The following is a 16175-nucleotide window of genomic DNA, read 5'->3' on the forward strand; positions in this document are numbered from 1 at the left end:
CTAGATCCAGCCCTTCTCCTCCGCGATCAGGACGGCCTGTTGGCGCGTCTCCACGCCGAGCTTTCCGAGCACGACCGAGACGTGGTTGCGCACCGTGCCGGGCGCGAGCGACAGGGTGCGGGCGATCTGGCCCGTCGTCTCCCCGCGCCGTCCGACGCGCAGCACGTCGAGCTCGCGCGGCGTGAGCGGGCAGCGCACGTCGGTCAGAGCGTCGGCCGCGATCTCGGGATCCACGTACCGGCCGCCCGCCGCCACCTTCCGCACGACCTGGGCGACCTCGTCGGCCCCGCGCGATTTCGGGAGGAAGCCCGCGACACCCGACGACAGCGCGCGGCGGAGCACGCCGGGGCGGGCGTGACGGGTGACGACGACGAAGCGCGCCGCGATGCGGCGGCTCAGCTGCGCCGCGACGTCGACCCCGTCGGCGCCCGGCATCTCGAGGTCGAGCACGCACACATCGGGCTCGAGCTCGAGGGCCCTGGCGATCGCCTCGGTGCCATCGGCGCACTCGGCCACGACATCGATGTCCTCCTCGAGGCGCAGCAGCGCGGCGAGCGCCGAACGGATCATGGCCTCGTCATCGGCCAGCAGAACGCGGATCATCGCTCCCCCTCCCCCGGAACCCGGACCACGACGGCGAATTCGTGCGGCTCGCGCCGCACGTCGAGGCTGCCGCCCGCCTCCGCGACGCGCCGCGCGATCCCCTCCAGCCCGGATCCGTCGGCGCCGTCCTGGCCGCCCGCGCGGTCGTTGACGATCTCATAGCGCCACCCGTCTGCCCCCGACTCGAGCGCGAGGCGCGCGCGGCGGCCGCCGCCATGCCGCAGGACGTTCGTCGTGGTCTCGCGGATCACGGGCCCGAGCACGTCGGCGGGCGCGGCATTGACGTCGTCCGGTGCCTCGGCGGTCGCCGAGATCCCCGCCGCCTGCAGCAGGTCGCGCGCGTTCGCGATCTCGTCCGCGAGCGACACCGTTCGGAATCTCGTCGCGAGCTCGCGCGTGCCCTGCGTCGCCTCCGCGACGCTCACGCGCGCCGCGCGGATCTGCTCGAGGGCGGCGTCCGGATCCCGCCCCATCAGCTTCTCCGCGAGCTCGAGCTGCAGCGCGATGACCTGCAGGTGGTGGCCCTGCAGGTCGTGCACGTCGGTCGCGACGCGCAGTCGCTCCTGCGTCGCCGCGAGGCGCGACTCGACGCCGCGCGCGCGGTCGAAGGCGAGGAGCACGTCCCACCACCACAGCGAGGTGACGCTCGCCGTCGGCAGCGCGATCGAGAAGATCATGCCGATCGCCCAGACCGGGGAGTGCAGCTCGACCGGCGTCTGCGCCCTGTCGATCACGGCGATGGCGACGAGCGCCGCCGTCACCGCGATCACGACGCGCAGCCGCACCCCGCGCGGCCAGTTGAGGATGACGACGGGCTGCAGGAGGAACGCCGCCCCCGCGAGCCAGCTGCCCGTGAGCGCGGGCATCGCGACCGCGGCCGCGGCGCACACGACGAGGCCCGGGATGTCCCGGCGCGGCAGCAGCGGCCCCTGGTCCTCGCGGCGGCGATAGGCGAGCAGCACCCAGGCCGTGCCGCCGAACCACAGCGCGCCGACCGCGAGCGCGAGCGGGTCGACGTCGAACTCCCCCTCCGATGTTCCCCACGCCCCGGCCCACGCCGTGACGAAGAACAGCTCGAACAGCAGCACCGCCGAAACGGTGTACCACCACGTCGCCCAGATGCCGCGGGCGAGTTCGAAGGATCCGCGACCGCGGGCATGGGCTCTGCTACTCACAGACCCAGCGTAGGCGCATGACACATGTCATGGGAGGAGCGTGACGACCGCCTCGAAGCCGGTGACAGGCCGACACTGCCGCGAACGCGTCCGTGCCGGTGAACTGGAGTCATCCGGCGCGGAGAACCCCGCGACATCGAAACCCGCGACAACGAATAGAGAGCAGACCATGAACCTCATCGACACCTTCCAGGACCTCGTCGCCCGCGTGCCCGAGCTCGTGCAGCCGCTCATCGTCGCCCTCGCCGGCGCCGTGCCCTTCGTCGAGGGCGAGGGTGCGGCGGCGATCGGGGTGATCGGCGGCATTCATCCCGTGATCGCCGCACTGGCGGGCGCGATCGGCAACTTCGTGTGCGTCGCGGTCCTCGTCCTCCTGAGCGCGGGCACGCGCCGCGCGATCGTGGAGCGGCGGCGCGTCGCGGTTGCGGCGGGCGGCGGATCCGTCGCCGCGCCCGAGCCCGCCTCGCCGCGCAAGGAGAAGTTCCAGCGCGCGCTCGTGCGCTACGGCGTTCCGGGGGTGAGCCTGCTCGGGCCGCTGCTGCTGCCCACGCAGTTCACGGCGACGATGCTGGCAGCGGCGGGTGTGACCCGCGCGCGGATCCTCTTCTGGCAGGGGCTCGCAATCGTGCTCTGGACGACCCTCATCACCCTCGTGATCACGGGCGTCATCTCCGTCGCACAGTGATCCCTCGTCGGAGCGGCGGCTCCGGGACGCGGCTCAGCCGCGGGCCCGGAGCACGCGGCGGTAGACCTCGAGCATCGCCTCGGTCCGCGAGGACTGCAGGAACTCGCGCCGGACTCGCTCCGCGGGAACCGGCAGGGATCCGCTCGTCGCATCGCGCTCCACGCGACGCAGCGTCTCGGCGAGCTCGGCGATACGGGCGCGCTCGGAGCCGGCGACGGCGACCCGCCACACTCCCCCGCCCATCTCGTCGGCGATGTCGGGATCGCTGACGATCGAGGGGGTGCCGAGCTGGGCCGCCTCGAACGGCGTCATGCCCTGCGCCTCGAAGCCGATGGAGGTCTGCACGAGCGCCGTGGCGGCGGCGATGCGGGCGAGGGTGTCGGCGTACGACATCCGGCCGCGGAAGATCACACGCTCGCGCAGCCCGCGGTCGCGGGTGAAGCGCTCGGCCTCCTCCCTCTGAAAACCGCTGCCGATGATCTCGACCGGCAGGCGTATGCCGCTTTCGGCATACGCCTGGAGGAAGGGCATCAGGCGCTTCTCGGGGCTCATCCGGCCGACCCAGACCAGCGCCCCGGAGGGCGCGGATCCCTCGAGGCGGGCGAGCAGGTCGTCGTCGATGCCGTTCCACACGACGTCGACATGAGGCGCGATGCCGTGCGCCTCGAGCCGCCGCGCGAAGTGGGCGGAGGGCGCGGTCACGGCGGCGGCGCGCGAGGCGAGGCCGCGCAGGTGTGCCCAACCGTCCCAGCCCGCACCGGATCCGCGGAGCTCGACGCGTCGCCAGAGGTTGATCGCGGCGAGGACGGCGCGCGGGAAGGGCGCGGTGGCGGCGATGCCCGCGTCGACGCGGTTGTGCATGGTGTGCACGACCGGGATCCGCGCGCGCTCGGCGAAGCGGTAGCCGAGGAACGCGCCCCAGTAATCGGCCTGCACGTGCACGAGGTCGGGCAGGGGCGTGCCGTCGCGCTCGACGCGGCCGACGATTCCGAGATCGACGGCGCGCTCCGCGGCGGCGGGCCACGCGGCCGAGTATTCCCAGTCGGGAGGGATCGGCACGGAGGGAACGTCGAGACATACGTTTCCCGGCATATGCTGCTGATTGAAGCCGTGCCGGCGCGGCGAGACGATCGTCACGACGTGCCCGGCCCGCTCGAGATACTTCATCTGCAGCCGCATCGCCACCTGCGCCCCGCCGCTGGTGGCGGGATGCTGATCGCCGAACATGACGACATGCAGCGGGCGGCTCATGCCGGGATCTGCTCTCCCCGATACAGCGCCTCGAAGGTGTCGAGGGTGCGCGTAATGTCGTGCGCGGCGACCAGCTCGAGCGACGCGCGCTGCATGCGCTCGTACTCGCCCGCATCCGCGTCGAGCACCCGGTTCAGGCGATCGGTCAGCACGTCGACGTCCTCGGGCGGGAAGAGGTACCCGTTCTCGCCCTCGCGAACGAGGTGCGGCAGGGCGACGGCATCGGCGGCGACGATCGGCAGGCCCGAGGCCATCGCCTCCATCGTCGCGATCGACTGCAGCTCGGCGATCGACGCGATCGCGAACACACTCGCGCGCGTGAGCGCGGCGCGCAGGTCCTCGTCGCTCGTGCGCCCGTGGAAGACGACGCGCTCGCGGATCCCGAGCTCTTCCGCGTGGCGCTCGAGCGCCGCGCGCTGGTCGCCGTCGCCGACGAGCTCGACGATCGCGTCCGGGATCCGGGCGGCCGCCCGAAGTACGTCGCCGACGCGCTTCTCCGAGGTGAGGCGCCCGACGAACACGATGCGCTTCTCCTCGCGCGGGCCGATCTCGGCGGTGTACTGCGACATGTCGATGCCGCAGCTGATCGGGATGACGCCCGAGATGTCGATCGTCTGCTCGAGGAAGTCGGCGGCCTTGCGCGTGGGCGTCGTCACGGCGGAGGCCATGTCGAAGGTGCGCTTCGCGTCGTCCCAGGCGAGCTTGACGAAGATCCGGTTGCCCCACTCGGGCAGGCGCGTGAAGTCGAGGATGTTCTCGGCCATCGTGTGGTTCGTCGCGATGACGGGAATGCCGCGCTTGCGCGCCTCGCGGGTGAGGCCCCGGCCGATCACGATGTGCGACTGGATGTGCACGACGTCGGGGCGCACCGTGTCGAGTACCTTGCGCGCGTAGTGCTTCGAGCGCCACGGCCACACGAAGCGCAGCCAGTCGTGATTCGGCCACCGCACCGAGGGGAGGCGATGCAGGACGAGGTCCTCCCCCTCCACCTTCTCGATGCGCGGCTTCTCGAGCGCATAGCGGTCGTTCGGCGCGCTCACGTGAACGGTGTGGCCGCGCTGCACCAGGCCCGCCGAGAGGCGCTCCGCGAAGCGCGCGGCGCCGTTGATATCGGGCGTGAAGGTGTCGCAGCCCATGAGGATCCGCAGGGGTCGTCGATCAGGCACGCTTCGACGCTACACGGTGCAGGTTAAGACTGGGCGCCCCACCAGGCCAGAAGTCGCTTCTCGGCTTCTTCCTCGCCGAGCGGGCCCTCGTCGAGGCGCAGCTCCAGGAGGAAGCGGTAGGCCGTGCCGACCTGCGGCCCCGGCGCGATGCCGAGGATCCGCTGGATCTGGTTGCCGTCGAGGTCGGGGCGGATCGCGTCGACCTCCTCCTGTTCCCGTAGCTCGGCGATGCGCGCCTCGATGTCGTCGTACGCGGCCGCGAGCCGGCGCGCCTTGCGCTGGTTGCGGGTCGTGACGTCGGCGCGGGTGAGGATGTGCAGGCGCTCGAGTTCGTCTCCGGCGTCGCGCACGTAGCGGCGCACGGCGGAATCGGTCCACGCTCCCTCCGCGTATCCGAAGAAGCGCAGGTGGAGCTCAATGAGCGTGCCGACCGTCTGGATCGTCGCCGTGTCGAACTTCAGCTTCTGCAAGCGCTTCTTCGCCATGCGCGATCCGACAACGTCGTGGTGGTAGAAGCTCACGGCCCCGCCGGGCTCGAGCTTGCGGGTGCGGGGCTTGCCGATGTCGTGCAGCAGAGCCGCGATGCGCAGGGCCACGTCGGGCTCCGCACCCGGGTGGCGCTCGTGCTCGAGGTCGATCGCCTGCTGCAGCACCGTCAGGGAATGCTCGTAGACGTCCTTGTGGTGATGATGCTCATCGACCTCGAGCTTCATGGCGGCGATCTCCGGCAGGAACTCGTCGGACAGGCCCGTCTCCACGAGCACGCGGATCCCGCGCACCGGATCCGCCGTCTGCATCATCCGCACGATCTCGGACTGCACGCGCTCGGCGCTGACGATCTCGATCGTGCCGCGCAGCCTCTCGATCGCCTCGCGGGTGCCGTCTTCGACGTCGAATCCGAGCTGCGCCGCGAAGCGCGCGGCGCGCAGCATGCGCAGGGGGTCGTCGCCGAAGCTCACGGCGGGGTCGATCGGGGTGCGCAGCACGCCCGCGAGGAGATCCTCGACGCCGCCCGTGGGATCCACCAGCGTGACCTGCGGAACCCGCAGCGCCATGGCATTGACGGTGAAGTCGCGGCGGGTCAGGTCGCCCTCGAGGCTGTCGCCGAAGGCGACGACGGGCTTGCGCGTCACGCCGTCGTAACTGTCGGCCCGGTAGGTCGTGATCTCGACCTGCTCGCCCTGGACGCGGGCGCCGATCGTGCCGAAGGCTCGGCCGATGTCCCACTGCGTCGTCGAGACGGGCGTGACGATCCTCAGGATCTCGTCCGGCTGAGCGTCGGTGGTGAAGTCGAGGTCGTGCGTCGCGCGGCCGAGGAGAGCGTCGCGCACGGGTCCGCCGACGACCGCGAGGTCGCGCCCGGCATCGGCGAAGGCCTTCGCGAGCGTCGCGACGACCGGGTGCTGCGCGAGGTCACCGAGGCGGGCAAGACCGGCGGCCATGTTGAGCATGCCTCCCAGGGTACTGCCGCCCCCTGGGCGAGCCCCCGTGTCCCAGTTGAGGCGGGAATAGGGGCGCTATACGCGCACCAAGTGGGACACGGGGTGAGGCGTGTCCCACCTAATGCGGGAATAGGGGCGCTATACGCGCACCAAGTGGGACACGGGCCGGGGTCAAGCCGCCGACCAGCCGCCGTCCGAGGGCAGGATGACGCCGTTGAGGTTCGTCGCGTCGTCGCTGAGGAGGAACGAGATGCTCGCGGCGAGCTGCGATGCCTGAGCGATCGAGGGGATCGCCGCCATGCCCCGCTGGATCCGCTCCGCACCCAGCTCCGAGGCAAAGGTGCCGTCGATCCCGGTCGCGACGCCGCCCGGCGCGACGGCGTTGATCCGCAGGCCCTTCAGCGCGTAGAGGTATGCGGCGCTCTTCGTCATGCCGACGACGGCATGCTTCGACGCGGTGTACGCGGTGCCTGCGGCGGATCCGCGGAGGCCGGCCTCGCTGGCCACGTTCACGATGTTGCCGGCGCCGCGCTCGAGCATGCCGGGGGTGACGGCCTTCATCAGCTTGAACGATCCCGTGACGTTGACGGCGAAGACGCGATCCCACAGATCCTGGTCGATCTCGTGGACCGGCTGCATCCGGTCCATGATGCCGGCGACGTTCGCGAGGCCGTCGACCTGTGCGCCCGCGGCCTCCATGATCCGAGCGACGGCGTCGTCATCGGTGATGTTCGCGGTGACGGTGACGACATCCTGCTCGGCGTGCTCGGCGGCGAAGTCGCCGAGTCCCTTCTCGTTCATGTCGACGGCGATGACCCGCCCGCCCTCGCGCGCGATGCGGCTCGCCGTGGCGCGGCCGATGCCGCTGCCCGCGCCGGTGACGATGATGGTCTGTCCGTCGAATCGGCCGGGGAGGATCTTCTCCTCCCACGACTGCAACTGGGGTCCCTGCGGGGCGTCAGCCATGACATTTCCCTTCATAGAAAGATAACCGGACATTTATGTCCGGTACTATGCTACTGCTATGTCGAGCACGGGGGAAGCTCCCAGGAAGAATCGCGGCCCGGCCGCCGCCGCGGAGAACCGCCAAGCGCTCATCGACGCCGCGCGCGACCTCTTCGCCGAGCAGGGTTTCTCCGTGCCGTTCAGCGCGATCGCGCGCCGCGCCGGCGTCGGGCAGGCAAGCCTGTACCGCCATTTCCCCGACAAGGTCGCGATCGGCGTTGCGGTCTTCGAAGAGAACCTGCGCCTTCTCGAGGCGCGCCCCGTCGGGCTGCACGACTTCCTCGTCTCGATCGCCGACCAGGCGAAGGTATCGGCCTCGCTTCTCGAGGCGCTCGTGACCTCCCGCTCGCCCCTCGCCGAGGACCTCGCGGTACGCCTATCCGCGATCATCACCGACATGATCGCGCGCGACGATCTCCCGCCCGGCACCACGGTCGACGACGTGCAGGCGGCGGTGAGCATGGTGGCGTTCCACACCGCCGCGGCCCCGACACCCGACGCCGCCGAGCGCGCGATCGCGATCGTCGAGCGCGGCCTGCGCGCGCTGTGAACACCGGCGAGAATGGGGGAGTGCTGAACCCCGATCCCGAGCTCTGCCGACGCCTTTCCGCCGACCTCGCCGACGCCCGCTTCCGCTCCGAACCGATGCGGGCGCGCTGGGGCATCGAGGCTGACGACGCCATCGGGCGCACCCTGCGCACGCCCGCACTGCGGGGGCTCGGCGACGCGGACGACCCCCAGGCGGTCCTCGCGCGCCTGCTGATCTTCGGGGTCGCGCAAGCCGCGCCGCTCGTCGACGCGGCGCTGCCGCGACTCGGATCCGCAGGGCTCGTCGAGCTGGGGCTCGCACGCCGCGACGCGGGCGACATCGTGCCGACCGCCATCGTCAGACCGCAGTCGTTCCACGACGATCGGGGCCCGGGCGAATGGATCATTGCGGCCGACCTCGACGAGATCGCCACGGGAGTCGGTGCCCTGGCCGAGGATCACGTTCTCGGCGTCGGCGGAGCATCACTGACCCTCGCGGGGCTTCAGCTGCCGACGGCCGCGGGACGCGTGCTCGACCTCGGCACGGGCTGCGGGGTGCAGGCGCTGCGCGCCCGCCGATACGCCGACGTCGTCGTCGCGACCGACATCTCCTCGCGCGCCCTGCAGTTCACGCGGATGAACGCCCTGATCAACGACACCGAAGGCCTCGATGTTCGCGAGGGCTCGCTGTTCGATCCGGTGGCGGGCGAGACCTTCGACCGGATCGTGTCGAACCCACCGTTCGTGATCACCCCGCGCGTTCAGGGCGTGCCGGAGTACGAGTACCGCGACGGCGGGCTCGTCGGCGACGCCCTCGTCGAGCAGGTCGTGGCGGGCGTGGGGGAGCATCTCGTTCCCGGCGGCACGGCCCAGTTCCTCGCGAACTGGGAGACGAAGGACGGTGTCGCGGGACTCGACCGCTTCCGCGCATGGGTGGAGTCCTCCGCCGTCCCGCTCGACGCCTGGGTGATCGAACGCGAGACGCTGAACCCGATCGAGTACGCGGAGATGTGGATCCGCGACGGCGGTACCGCGCCCGGCTCGCCCGAACACGACCGCCTGCTGACAGCGTGGCTCGACGACTTCGCCGCCCGCGGCGTGAGCGAGATCGGCTTCGGTTACGTGCTGCTGCGCCGGCCGGCCGGGGCCCCGACGCTTGCGCGGTATGAGCGCGTGTCGCAGCCGATCCCCTCGGAGGGTGCCCTCGGATCCCACCTCGCGGAGGTTCTCGCGGCCCACGACGCGCAGTCGGCGCTGAGCGACGACGCGCTTCTCGAACGCCGCCTGTCGGCCGCGTCCGACGTCACGGAGACCCGGCATTACCTTCCGGGCGCCGAGAACCCGACGGTGATCGAGCTGCGCCAGGGCGGCGGCTTCGGCCGCTCGATCCAGGCGGATCCGGCCCTCGCGGGCCTCGTCGGCGCGAGCGACGGCGAGCTGTCGGCGGGTCAGATCCTCGGCGCGCTGGCGCAGCTGCTCGAGGTGGACGAGGGCGTCCTCACGGCCTCGGTGCTGCCCGCCGTCCGCGCCCTGATCGACGACGGCTTCCTCCGCCTCTAGCACCCGTGTCCCACTTGGTGCGGGAATAGGGCCGACATAACGACCACAACTGGGACACGGACCGGGGCATGTCCCACTTAATGCCGGAATAGGGTCCGCATAACAACCACAACTGGGACACGGACCGGGGCATGTCCCACTTAACGCGGGAATGGGACCCGCATAACGACCACAACTGGGACACACGCCCGGGGCATGTCCCACTTAACGCGGGAATAGCCCCCACATACCGACCACAACTGGGACACGCCCCGAAGCGTGTCCCAGTTAGCGCCGGAACCGGGGTTACGCGTCCCGCAGGAGGCCGTGGGAGGGGGTGACCGTGAACTGGTGCGGCTCGGTGAAACCCGCCTTCGCGAAGGCCTCGGCCACCGTCGAACGGGTGTCGGCGAGCTTGTCCGCCTCGACGACAGCGATCGCGGCGCCGCCGAACCCACCGCCCGTCATACGGGATCCGATGGCGCCCGCCTCGAGCGCCGCCGTCACGGCGGTGTCGAGCTCGGGGACGGAGATCTCGAAGTCGTCGCGCATCGAGACGTGCGAGGCGACGAGCAGCCCGCCGATCGCGCGCGGCCCCTCGGCGCGCAGCGTGTCGACGGTGTCGAGCACCCGCTGGTTCTCGGTCACGACGTGCGCGACGCGCCGGAAGGTGACGTCGTCGAGCACGGACCGGGCGTGGTCGAGGTCGCCGACGGTGATGTCGCGCAGCGAGCGCACGCCCAGTTCGCGGGCGCCCCTCTCGCACGAGGCACGGCGCTCACCGTAGCCTCCGGTCGAGTGCGCGTGCTTGACCTTCGTGTCGATGACGAGGATCTTCAGCCCCTCGCGCGCGAAACCGAGCTCGACGGCCTGGGTCTCGAGCGTGCGGCAGTCGAGGAACGTCGCGGCGTCGGTCTCGCCCATCAGCGAGGAGACCTGGTCCATGATGCCGGTCGGCGCCCCGACGGCGTGATTCTCGGCGGTGCGGCCGATCTTCGCCATGTCGAGGAGCGACAGGCCGAGCCCCCACACGTCGTCGATGGCACCCGCGGTCGCGCCCTCGATCGCGGCGGACGACGACAGGCCGGCGCCGACGGGCACCTCCGAGTCGATCGCGATGTCGAGGCCGGCGACGTCGGCGTGTGAGGCGTCGACGCGGGCCAGCGCGGCCCACGCGACGCCCAGCGGGTAGGCGGCCCACTCGGGCACCGCGCCGCTCGAGACGGCCTCGCCGGGCGCCCCGCCGAACAGGGCGGGCAGCTCGACGAGTGCGACCTCGACGGGGTTCGGGTCGAAGGTCGACGCGACGCGGATGATGTTGTCCGAGCGGCGCCCGACGGCCGCGTGCGTGCGGTGCTCGATCGCGAACGGCAGCACGAAGCCCTCGTTGTAGTCGGTGTGCTCGCCGATGAGGTTCGCGCGGCCCGGCGCGGACCACACGCGCTCCGGCTCGGATCCGGTCAGCTGGCGGAAAAGTTCGGTCGCGGTGCTCATGCGATGGCCTCCCGGAGTCGTTCCGCGCCCACCTCGGGCGGGATCTCGGCGGTCCAGGCGCCCATGGCGGCCTCGGATCCGGCGAGGAATTTGAGCTTGTCGGCGGCGCGGCGCGGCGATGTCAGCTGCAGGTGCATGCGCACCGCGTCGCGGCCGACGTTGACGGGCGCCTGGTGCCAGGCCGCGATGTACGGCGTGGGGGTGTCGTACAGGCGGTCGACGCCGCCGAGGATCCGCAGGTAGACCTCGGCGAGCTCGTCGCGCTCGGCGCCGGTCAGCTCGGTGAAGTCGGCCGCGTGACGGCGGGGGACGAGGTGCACCTCGACGGGCCAGCGCGCCGCGAACGGCACATAGGCGAGCCAGTTCTCGGCCTCGAGCACGACACGAGGCCCCGCCTGCTCGAAGTCGATGATCTGCTGGAACAGGTCCTTGCCCTGCTTCTCGATCTGCTGCAGCAGCGTCGTCGTGCGGGGCGTGATGTAGGGGTACGAGTAGATCTGTCCGTGCGGGTGGTGCAGGGTCACGCCGATCTGCTCGCCGCGGTTCTCGAAGGGGAAGACCTGCTCGACACCGGGGAGCGCCGAGAGCGCGGCGGTGCGGTCGGCCCACGCCTCGATCACGGTGCGGGCGCGCGTGCGGGTCTGCGTTCCGAAGCTGCCGGTGCGCTCGGGGCTGAAGCACACGACCTCGCAGCGGCCGATCGCGGTGCGGGTGCGCCCGAGGCCGGGGGCGGCGAGGTCGTCGAGGCCCTGCGGGGCGTCCTCGCCCTGCGGCACGCCGCCCGTCGCGAGAGCGAGGGCAGGGCCGAGCGACGGCGACTTGTTCTCGAAGACGGCGACGTCGTACTGGCTGGGCACCTCGGACGGGTTCGTCTCGCTCTGCGGCGCGAGCGGATCCAGCTCCGCGGGGGGCAGCATGGCGCGGTTCTGGCGGTTCGCGGCGACCGTGATCCACTCGCCCGTGAGCACGTCGCGACGCATGGTCGCGGTCTCGGGGCGCGGTGCGAGCTCGCGCTCGTCGATCCGGCGCTCCGGCGGCAGGCTCGTGTCTGGGTCGTCGAAGTAGATCAGCTCGCGGCCGTCGGCGAGGCGCGAGCTTCGCTTGACGACACCGCCCGTCAATTCGGTCACAGCGTCGATGGCGTTCGCAGTCACTATTCGCGCATCCCTCGTTCTCAGCGAAGTTGGTGTCTTGACACTGATCTTATCGGCCCGCGAGCCCCTGAGATTCCGCCCCGCGGGGCGCCTCTCAGCCGCCGGGAGAGTGGATCCGTAGAATCGACTTCTACGCCGCGTTCGCGGCCCTGTGCCTATGACATCCTCGATCCATCTCCCGCCTCGCCGGCACCCGCGCCGCGCAGCCCTCGCGCTGGCCGCCGCCGCGACGCTCGTCGCGCTCGCGGAGCCCGCCCTCGCGGCGAATGAGACCGAGGCGTCGGCCGCGAGCTTTGAGATGACGCTCGACGGCGGCGGGGTCGCCTCGGCGGGATCCGTCGAGGCGCGCTTCGCGGTCTCGGGCGGCGACGACGACATCGTCGTGTCCCGCGGGGACGCGCTCGGATCCGCCGAGGAGGTGCGTGCCTGGCTCGGAGGATCCGGATCCGCGAACACCCGGCTCGACGAGATCGAGGTGCCGACGGACGGCGACGACGACGCGGACGGCGAGGAGCTCACCGCGACGCTGTCGTTCGCCCGGCTCCCCGGGGGCGTGTACCCCCTCGCGGCGACGCGCGACGGCGACGAGCAGCGGGCCGTGGTCTACGTGCCCGCGGCCGAACAGCAGGGCGTCGCGGTGATCGTCCCCATCACGGCGCCGCCGATCGAGGCGGGCATCCTGTCGGCGGCGGAGCTGTCGGACCTGACCGCGGACGACGGCGCGCTCACCGCGCAGCTCGACGCGGTCGAGGGCACGGCGGCGATCCTCGCCGTCGACCCCGCGATTCCCGCGGCGATCCGGGCGCTCGGCGATGCCGCCCCCGATGCCGCCGCGGCGTGGCTCGAGCGGCTCCTGGCGCTCCCCAACGACCGTTTCGCGCTGCAGTTCGGCGACGCCGATGTGACCCCGCAGCTCGACGCGGGCCTCGACGCGCCCCTGGTGCCGACCCACCTCGGAAACTTCCTCGACGAGTCGGCGGCGGACGCCACGCTCAGCTCGCTGCTCGACATCGGCTCGGATGGCCCGGCCCTGTTCTGGCCGGCCCCCGGATCCGCCGACGACGAGACCGTGGCGGCGCTCACCGCCGGCGCGGACGCGCGCGTGCTCGCGCCCGCCTCGAGCACCGTCGACGGCGCACCCGCGCTCGGCGACGCGGTGCTCGCCTACGACGACGGGCTCGCCGATGCCCTGATGACGGCCGCCGAGGAGACGGATCCGGACGCGCTCGCGCTCGGCACCGAGGTCGCGCGCGCGCAGCTGTGGCTCGAGGAGCTGGCGGCGGACGAGCCGCTGCTCATCGCCTTCGACCGCGGCGACACAGAACACCTCGCCGCGGCCGTCGAGACGGTGACCTCGCTCTCGGGCCGGGAGACGGCGGGTCTCGACGAGATCCTCGAGGTCGGCAGCGGATCCGTCGTCCTCGAGGAGGCGCCGGCGGACGAGGACCGCGTGAGGGCCGTCACCGCCTACCTCGACGACCAGGCGGGTCTCACGACGATCTCCACGGCGCTCGCCGAGCCCGCGGCGTTCCTGGGGGAGACGCGGGCCGAGCTCCAGCAGCTGCTCGCGGTCGGCTGGCAGGGCGATCCGGACGCCTGGGGGGTGCGCGCCACCGCGCTCGCGGCCCTGAACGACGACCGCGCGCACGCCATTGAGGTGCAGCAGCAACAACCCGTGCAGCTGCTCAGCGGTTCGGCGCCCATGCCGGTGTGGATCCGCAACGACCTGCCGTACCCCGCGGAGGTCACGATCGTCGCGATCTCCGACGATCCGCGGCTCGTGATCGAGCAGCGCACGGTCGTCACGGCCCAGCCCGACAGCGTCACGCGCGCGAAGGTCGACGTGAAGGCCCGCGTCGGATCCGGCGACGTCACGGTGCACTACTCCCTCGAGTCGGCGGCGGGCACCCAGATCGGCCCGACGCGCGACGCCGACGTCACCGTGCGCGCCAGCTGGGAGCGCGTGGGCCTCGGCGTGCTCGGCGCGATCATTGTCCTCTTCCTCGGGATCGGCGGCGTGCGCCAGGCGCGCCGGCGGCGGCGCACCCGCGCGGCCGAGGCCCCGCCCGAGGCCTCCTGAGCCGACCCCGCCTCCTGAGCCGACCCCGGGGCGGGGGTGATCGCGCCCGCCGGTGCGGGCATCTGTCCGCAGGGTCCCTACAATGACCCCGTGCCCCATGCCCCCGTGTCCTTCCTCCCCGCGCGCGCCGGTGGCGCGCTGCTCGTCTCGGCGCTCGCGGCGCTGAGCCTCGCGGCCTGCGGATCCTCGACGCCCGAACCGCAGCAGCTCGTGCGCGTGACCAACGACGAGGAGCTGGCGGAGGCCGGGTCGCTCGTCGCCGACGGCGGTCTCATCCTCATCGAGGAGGGCACCTATCACGGCACGCTCCAGGTGTCGGCCGACGACGTCACAGTGCGCGGGGCGGACCGCAACGGGGTGATCCTCGACGGCCAGCTCGAGGCGTCGAGCGGCATCGTCGGCACGGGAGAGCGCTTCACCGTCGAGAACCTCACGGTGCGCGGCTACCTCCAGAACGGCGTGCTCGTCACCGGCGTCACCGATGAGAACGGGGCGGGCATCGCGCGCGGGCCCGACGGCTACCTGCCCGACGCGGCCCCGGATCCGGTGCCCGGCTACCTCGTGCAGTATGTGACGGCCGAGAACAACGGGCTCTACGGCATCTATGCCTTCAATCGCACCGACGGCGTCATCCGCAACAACCTCGCGAACGGCGGATCCGACTCCGGCATCTACGTGGGCCAGTGCGTCAGCTGCAACGCGCTCGTCGAGAACAACGTGATGCAGTGGAGCGCCGTCGGCCTCGAGCTCGCGAACGCCAGCGATGTGACGATCGTCGGCAACCGCATCGTCGAGAACCGCATCGGCATCACGGTTCTGTCGAACTACCTCGAGGCGCACGGCCCGACGAAGAACACGATCATCGCGGGCAACGTCATCTCGAACAACAACACCGCCGAGACACCCGAGCACGCGAACGGGGCCTTCGGCACGGGCATCGGTCTGGCCGGCACGGTCGGCGCGCGGGTCTCGGCGAACCGCATCGAGGGCAACGACAACGTGGGCATCTCGATCACCTCCTCCGAGGACTTCGCCCCGGTCGACAACGCGGTCGAGAACAACGCGTGGGGCGGCAACGGCCTCGACGTATCGTTCACGGCGTCGCCCAGCGCGCCGGGGGAGGGCACGTGCGTCCTCGACGAGGGCATCCGCACGGATCCGGAGGGCATGGGGTGCGACCCCGGTCCCGGATCCTATGTGCAGCCGGCCGCACCGGAGGGCGTGAGCTTCGCGAGCGTGCCCCATCCCGCCGAGCGGCCGGGCCTCGAGAGCGTCGACGAGACGCCCCGCGCTCTGCCGGAGACGATCGAGCGCCCCGATCCCGCGTCGATCGAGATCTCGCCGGCGGAGCTGCTCGAGGCCGCCTCGTGAGGCGCCGGGCGGGATCCGCGCTCGCGCTCGTCGCCGTCGCCGCGCTCGTCGCGGGGTGCGCGGGTGGCCTGAGCGAGGACGGCGAGGCGCTCACACCGGAGCAGGCGGAGCAGCTCGCGAACGAGCGCTTCCAGCTGTCGACGCTCGACTCCTTCGTCGCGGAGATCGAGGTCGGCGCGGACGACGACCTGGACAGGCTCGCGGCGCGCGTCACCGTCGACCCCGCCGAGCACCTCGCCTGGGGGACGCTGTCGCGCGGCCCCGAGAAGATCGCCGTCGACACCGAGATCATCATGTCGACCGCGATGTTCGCGACTGGCGGCGACGGGGCGTGGCAGCCGCAGCAGTGGTCGGGCGCCGCGGCGAGCCTGCCGATCGTGTTCTCGCTCACGACCGACCGCCCCGAGAACGCGTCGCTCCTGCGCCAGTCCGACGCACGCTTTCTCGGCACGGAGGACGAGCTCGACGTGTTCCGCCTGCCGACCGACGCGGGCGACGGATCCGCGACCGCCCGGCTCTGGCTCGATGGCAGCCGCATCGAACGGCTCGATACGACGACGGGCGCGCTCTCCGTCGAGATCGACCGCGAGGCGGAGCCCGCCCCGCGCCCGGAGGCCGTCGACGAGCTGGCGCCCTAACGCGAGGTGCCCCGGGGGTTGTCGTCCCCGGGGCACCTCGCGTC

Annotated in this window: 14 protein-coding genes; 6 read left to right on the forward strand and 8 right to left on the reverse strand. The window is 71.8% G+C overall.

Annotated elements, in window-relative coordinates; translation table 11 throughout:
- Both IEX05_RS13165 and IEX05_RS13170 read right to left on the reverse strand, forming a co-directional pair.
- Nucleotides 1-603: a response regulator transcription factor gene (locus tag IEX05_RS13165; RefSeq protein ID WP_188702596.1), complete on the reverse strand. Its 603-nt coding sequence runs from the start codon at nucleotides 601-603 to the stop codon at nucleotides 1-3.
- Nucleotides 600-1778, reverse strand: a complete 1179-nt coding sequence (locus IEX05_RS13170; RefSeq protein WP_188702598.1) for a sensor histidine kinase — start codon at nucleotides 1776-1778, stop codon at nucleotides 600-602. The genes IEX05_RS13165 and IEX05_RS13170 overlap by 4 nt, the downstream gene beginning before the upstream one ends.
- Nucleotides 1779-1947: 169 nt before the next feature.
- Between IEX05_RS13170 and IEX05_RS13175 the strand changes: the two genes are divergently transcribed.
- Nucleotides 1948-2463, forward strand: coding sequence for a small multidrug efflux protein (locus IEX05_RS13175; protein WP_188702601.1), 516 nt, complete (start codon nucleotides 1948-1950; stop codon nucleotides 2461-2463).
- 33 nt (nucleotides 2464-2496) lie between these two features.
- Here IEX05_RS13175 and IEX05_RS13180 read toward each other — a convergent pair whose 3' ends face one another.
- The 4 genes from IEX05_RS13180 to IEX05_RS13195 form a co-directional block, all read right to left on the reverse strand.
- Entirely contained in the window at nucleotides 2497-3714 is a 1218-nt protein-coding gene (locus IEX05_RS13180) for a glycosyltransferase family 4 protein (RefSeq protein ID WP_229661311.1), read from the reverse strand.
- Nucleotides 3711-4850: a glycosyltransferase gene (locus IEX05_RS13185; RefSeq protein ID WP_188702668.1), complete on the reverse strand. Its 1140-nt coding sequence runs from the start codon at nucleotides 4848-4850 to the stop codon at nucleotides 3711-3713. Before IEX05_RS13185 ends, IEX05_RS13180 begins: the two co-directional genes overlap by 4 nt.
- Nucleotides 4851-4903: 53 nt before the next feature.
- Nucleotides 4904-6331, reverse strand: a complete 1428-nt coding sequence (locus IEX05_RS13190; protein WP_188702603.1) for a CCA tRNA nucleotidyltransferase — start codon at nucleotides 6329-6331, stop codon at nucleotides 4904-4906.
- A gap of 162 nt (nucleotides 6332-6493) precedes the next feature.
- Complete coding sequence (locus IEX05_RS13195; protein WP_229661312.1) at nucleotides 6494-7288, reverse strand: SDR family NAD(P)-dependent oxidoreductase; 795 nt, start codon at nucleotides 7286-7288, stop codon at nucleotides 6494-6496.
- A gap of 58 nt (nucleotides 7289-7346) precedes the next feature.
- Between IEX05_RS13195 and IEX05_RS13200 the strand changes: the two genes are divergently transcribed.
- A complete protein-coding gene (locus IEX05_RS13200; RefSeq protein ID WP_188702607.1) occupies nucleotides 7347-7877 on the forward strand; it encodes a helix-turn-helix domain-containing protein in 531 nt (176 codons plus the stop codon).
- 20 nt (nucleotides 7878-7897) lie between these two features.
- Nucleotides 7898-9415 (forward strand): DUF7059 domain-containing protein, encoded by a 1518-nt coding sequence (locus IEX05_RS13205; protein ID WP_229661313.1) that lies wholly within the window; start codon nucleotides 7898-7900, stop codon nucleotides 9413-9415.
- Nucleotides 9416-9700: 285 nt separating this feature from the next.
- On the opposite strand, the gene galK is transcribed toward IEX05_RS13205, so the two are convergent.
- On the reverse strand, nucleotides 9701-10888 hold the full coding sequence (gene galK / locus IEX05_RS13210; RefSeq protein ID WP_188702609.1) for a galactokinase: 1188 nt from the start codon (nucleotides 10886-10888) through the stop codon (nucleotides 9701-9703).
- On the reverse strand, nucleotides 10885-12042 hold the full coding sequence (galT, locus tag IEX05_RS13215; RefSeq protein WP_229661314.1) for a galactose-1-phosphate uridylyltransferase: 1158 nt from the start codon (nucleotides 12040-12042) through the stop codon (nucleotides 10885-10887). Before galT ends, galK begins: the two co-directional genes overlap by 4 nt.
- 157 nt (nucleotides 12043-12199) lie before the next feature.
- Between galT and IEX05_RS13220 the strand changes: the two genes are divergently transcribed.
- From IEX05_RS13220 to IEX05_RS13230, 3 genes are all read left to right on the forward strand, one after another.
- Nucleotides 12200-14122 carry a DUF6049 family protein gene (locus IEX05_RS13220; protein ID WP_229661315.1) on the forward strand — a complete coding sequence of 641 codons (1923 nt, stop codon included), beginning with the start codon at nucleotides 12200-12202 and terminating at the stop codon, nucleotides 14120-14122.
- A 90-nt stretch (nucleotides 14123-14212) separates the two neighbouring features.
- Nucleotides 14213-15493, forward strand: a complete 1281-nt coding sequence (locus IEX05_RS13225) for a right-handed parallel beta-helix repeat-containing protein (RefSeq protein ID WP_188702615.1) — start codon at nucleotides 14213-14215, stop codon at nucleotides 15491-15493.
- Nucleotides 15490-16131: a hypothetical protein gene (locus tag IEX05_RS13230; RefSeq protein ID WP_188702618.1), complete on the forward strand. Its 642-nt coding sequence runs from the start codon at nucleotides 15490-15492 to the stop codon at nucleotides 16129-16131. The genes IEX05_RS13225 and IEX05_RS13230 overlap by 4 nt, the downstream gene beginning before the upstream one ends.
- The last annotated feature ends 44 nt before the right edge of the window (nucleotides 16132-16175 follow it).

Source organism: Microbacterium nanhaiense, from assembly GCF_014646015.1.
Classification (GTDB): Bacteria; Actinomycetota; Actinomycetes; order Actinomycetales; family Microbacteriaceae; genus Microbacterium; species Microbacterium nanhaiense.

Bases quoted from the DNA above. Each gene is read 5' to 3' on its own strand.
- IEX05_RS13165 (WP_188702596.1), bottom strand. From the start codon at position 603: ATGATCCGCGTTCTGCTGGCCGATGACGAGGCCATGATCCGTTCGGCG.
- IEX05_RS13175 (WP_188702601.1), top strand. From the start codon at position 1,948: ATGAACCTCATCGACACCTTCCAGGACCTCGTCGCCCGCGTGCCCGAG.
- IEX05_RS13180 (WP_229661311.1), bottom strand. From the start codon at position 3,714: ATGAGCCGCCCGCTGCATGTCGTCATGTTCGGCGATCAGCATCCCGCC.
- IEX05_RS13185 (WP_188702668.1), bottom strand. From the start codon at position 4,850: ATGGGCTGCGACACCTTCACGCCCGATATCAACGGCGCCGCGCGCTTC.
- IEX05_RS13190 (WP_188702603.1), bottom strand. From the start codon at position 6,331: ATGCTCAACATGGCCGCCGGTCTTGCCCGCCTCGGTGACCTCGCGCAG.
- IEX05_RS13195 (WP_229661312.1), bottom strand. From the start codon at position 7,288: ATGGCTGACGCCCCGCAGGGACCCCAGTTGCAGTCGTGGGAGGAGAAG.
- IEX05_RS13200 (WP_188702607.1), top strand. From the start codon at position 7,347: ATGTCGAGCACGGGGGAAGCTCCCAGGAAGAATCGCGGCCCGGCCGCC.
- galK (WP_188702609.1), bottom strand. From the start codon at position 10,888: ATGAGCACCGCGACCGAACTTTTCCGCCAGCTGACCGGATCCGAGCCG.
- IEX05_RS13220 (WP_229661315.1), top strand. From the start codon at position 12,200: ATGACATCCTCGATCCATCTCCCGCCTCGCCGGCACCCGCGCCGCGCA.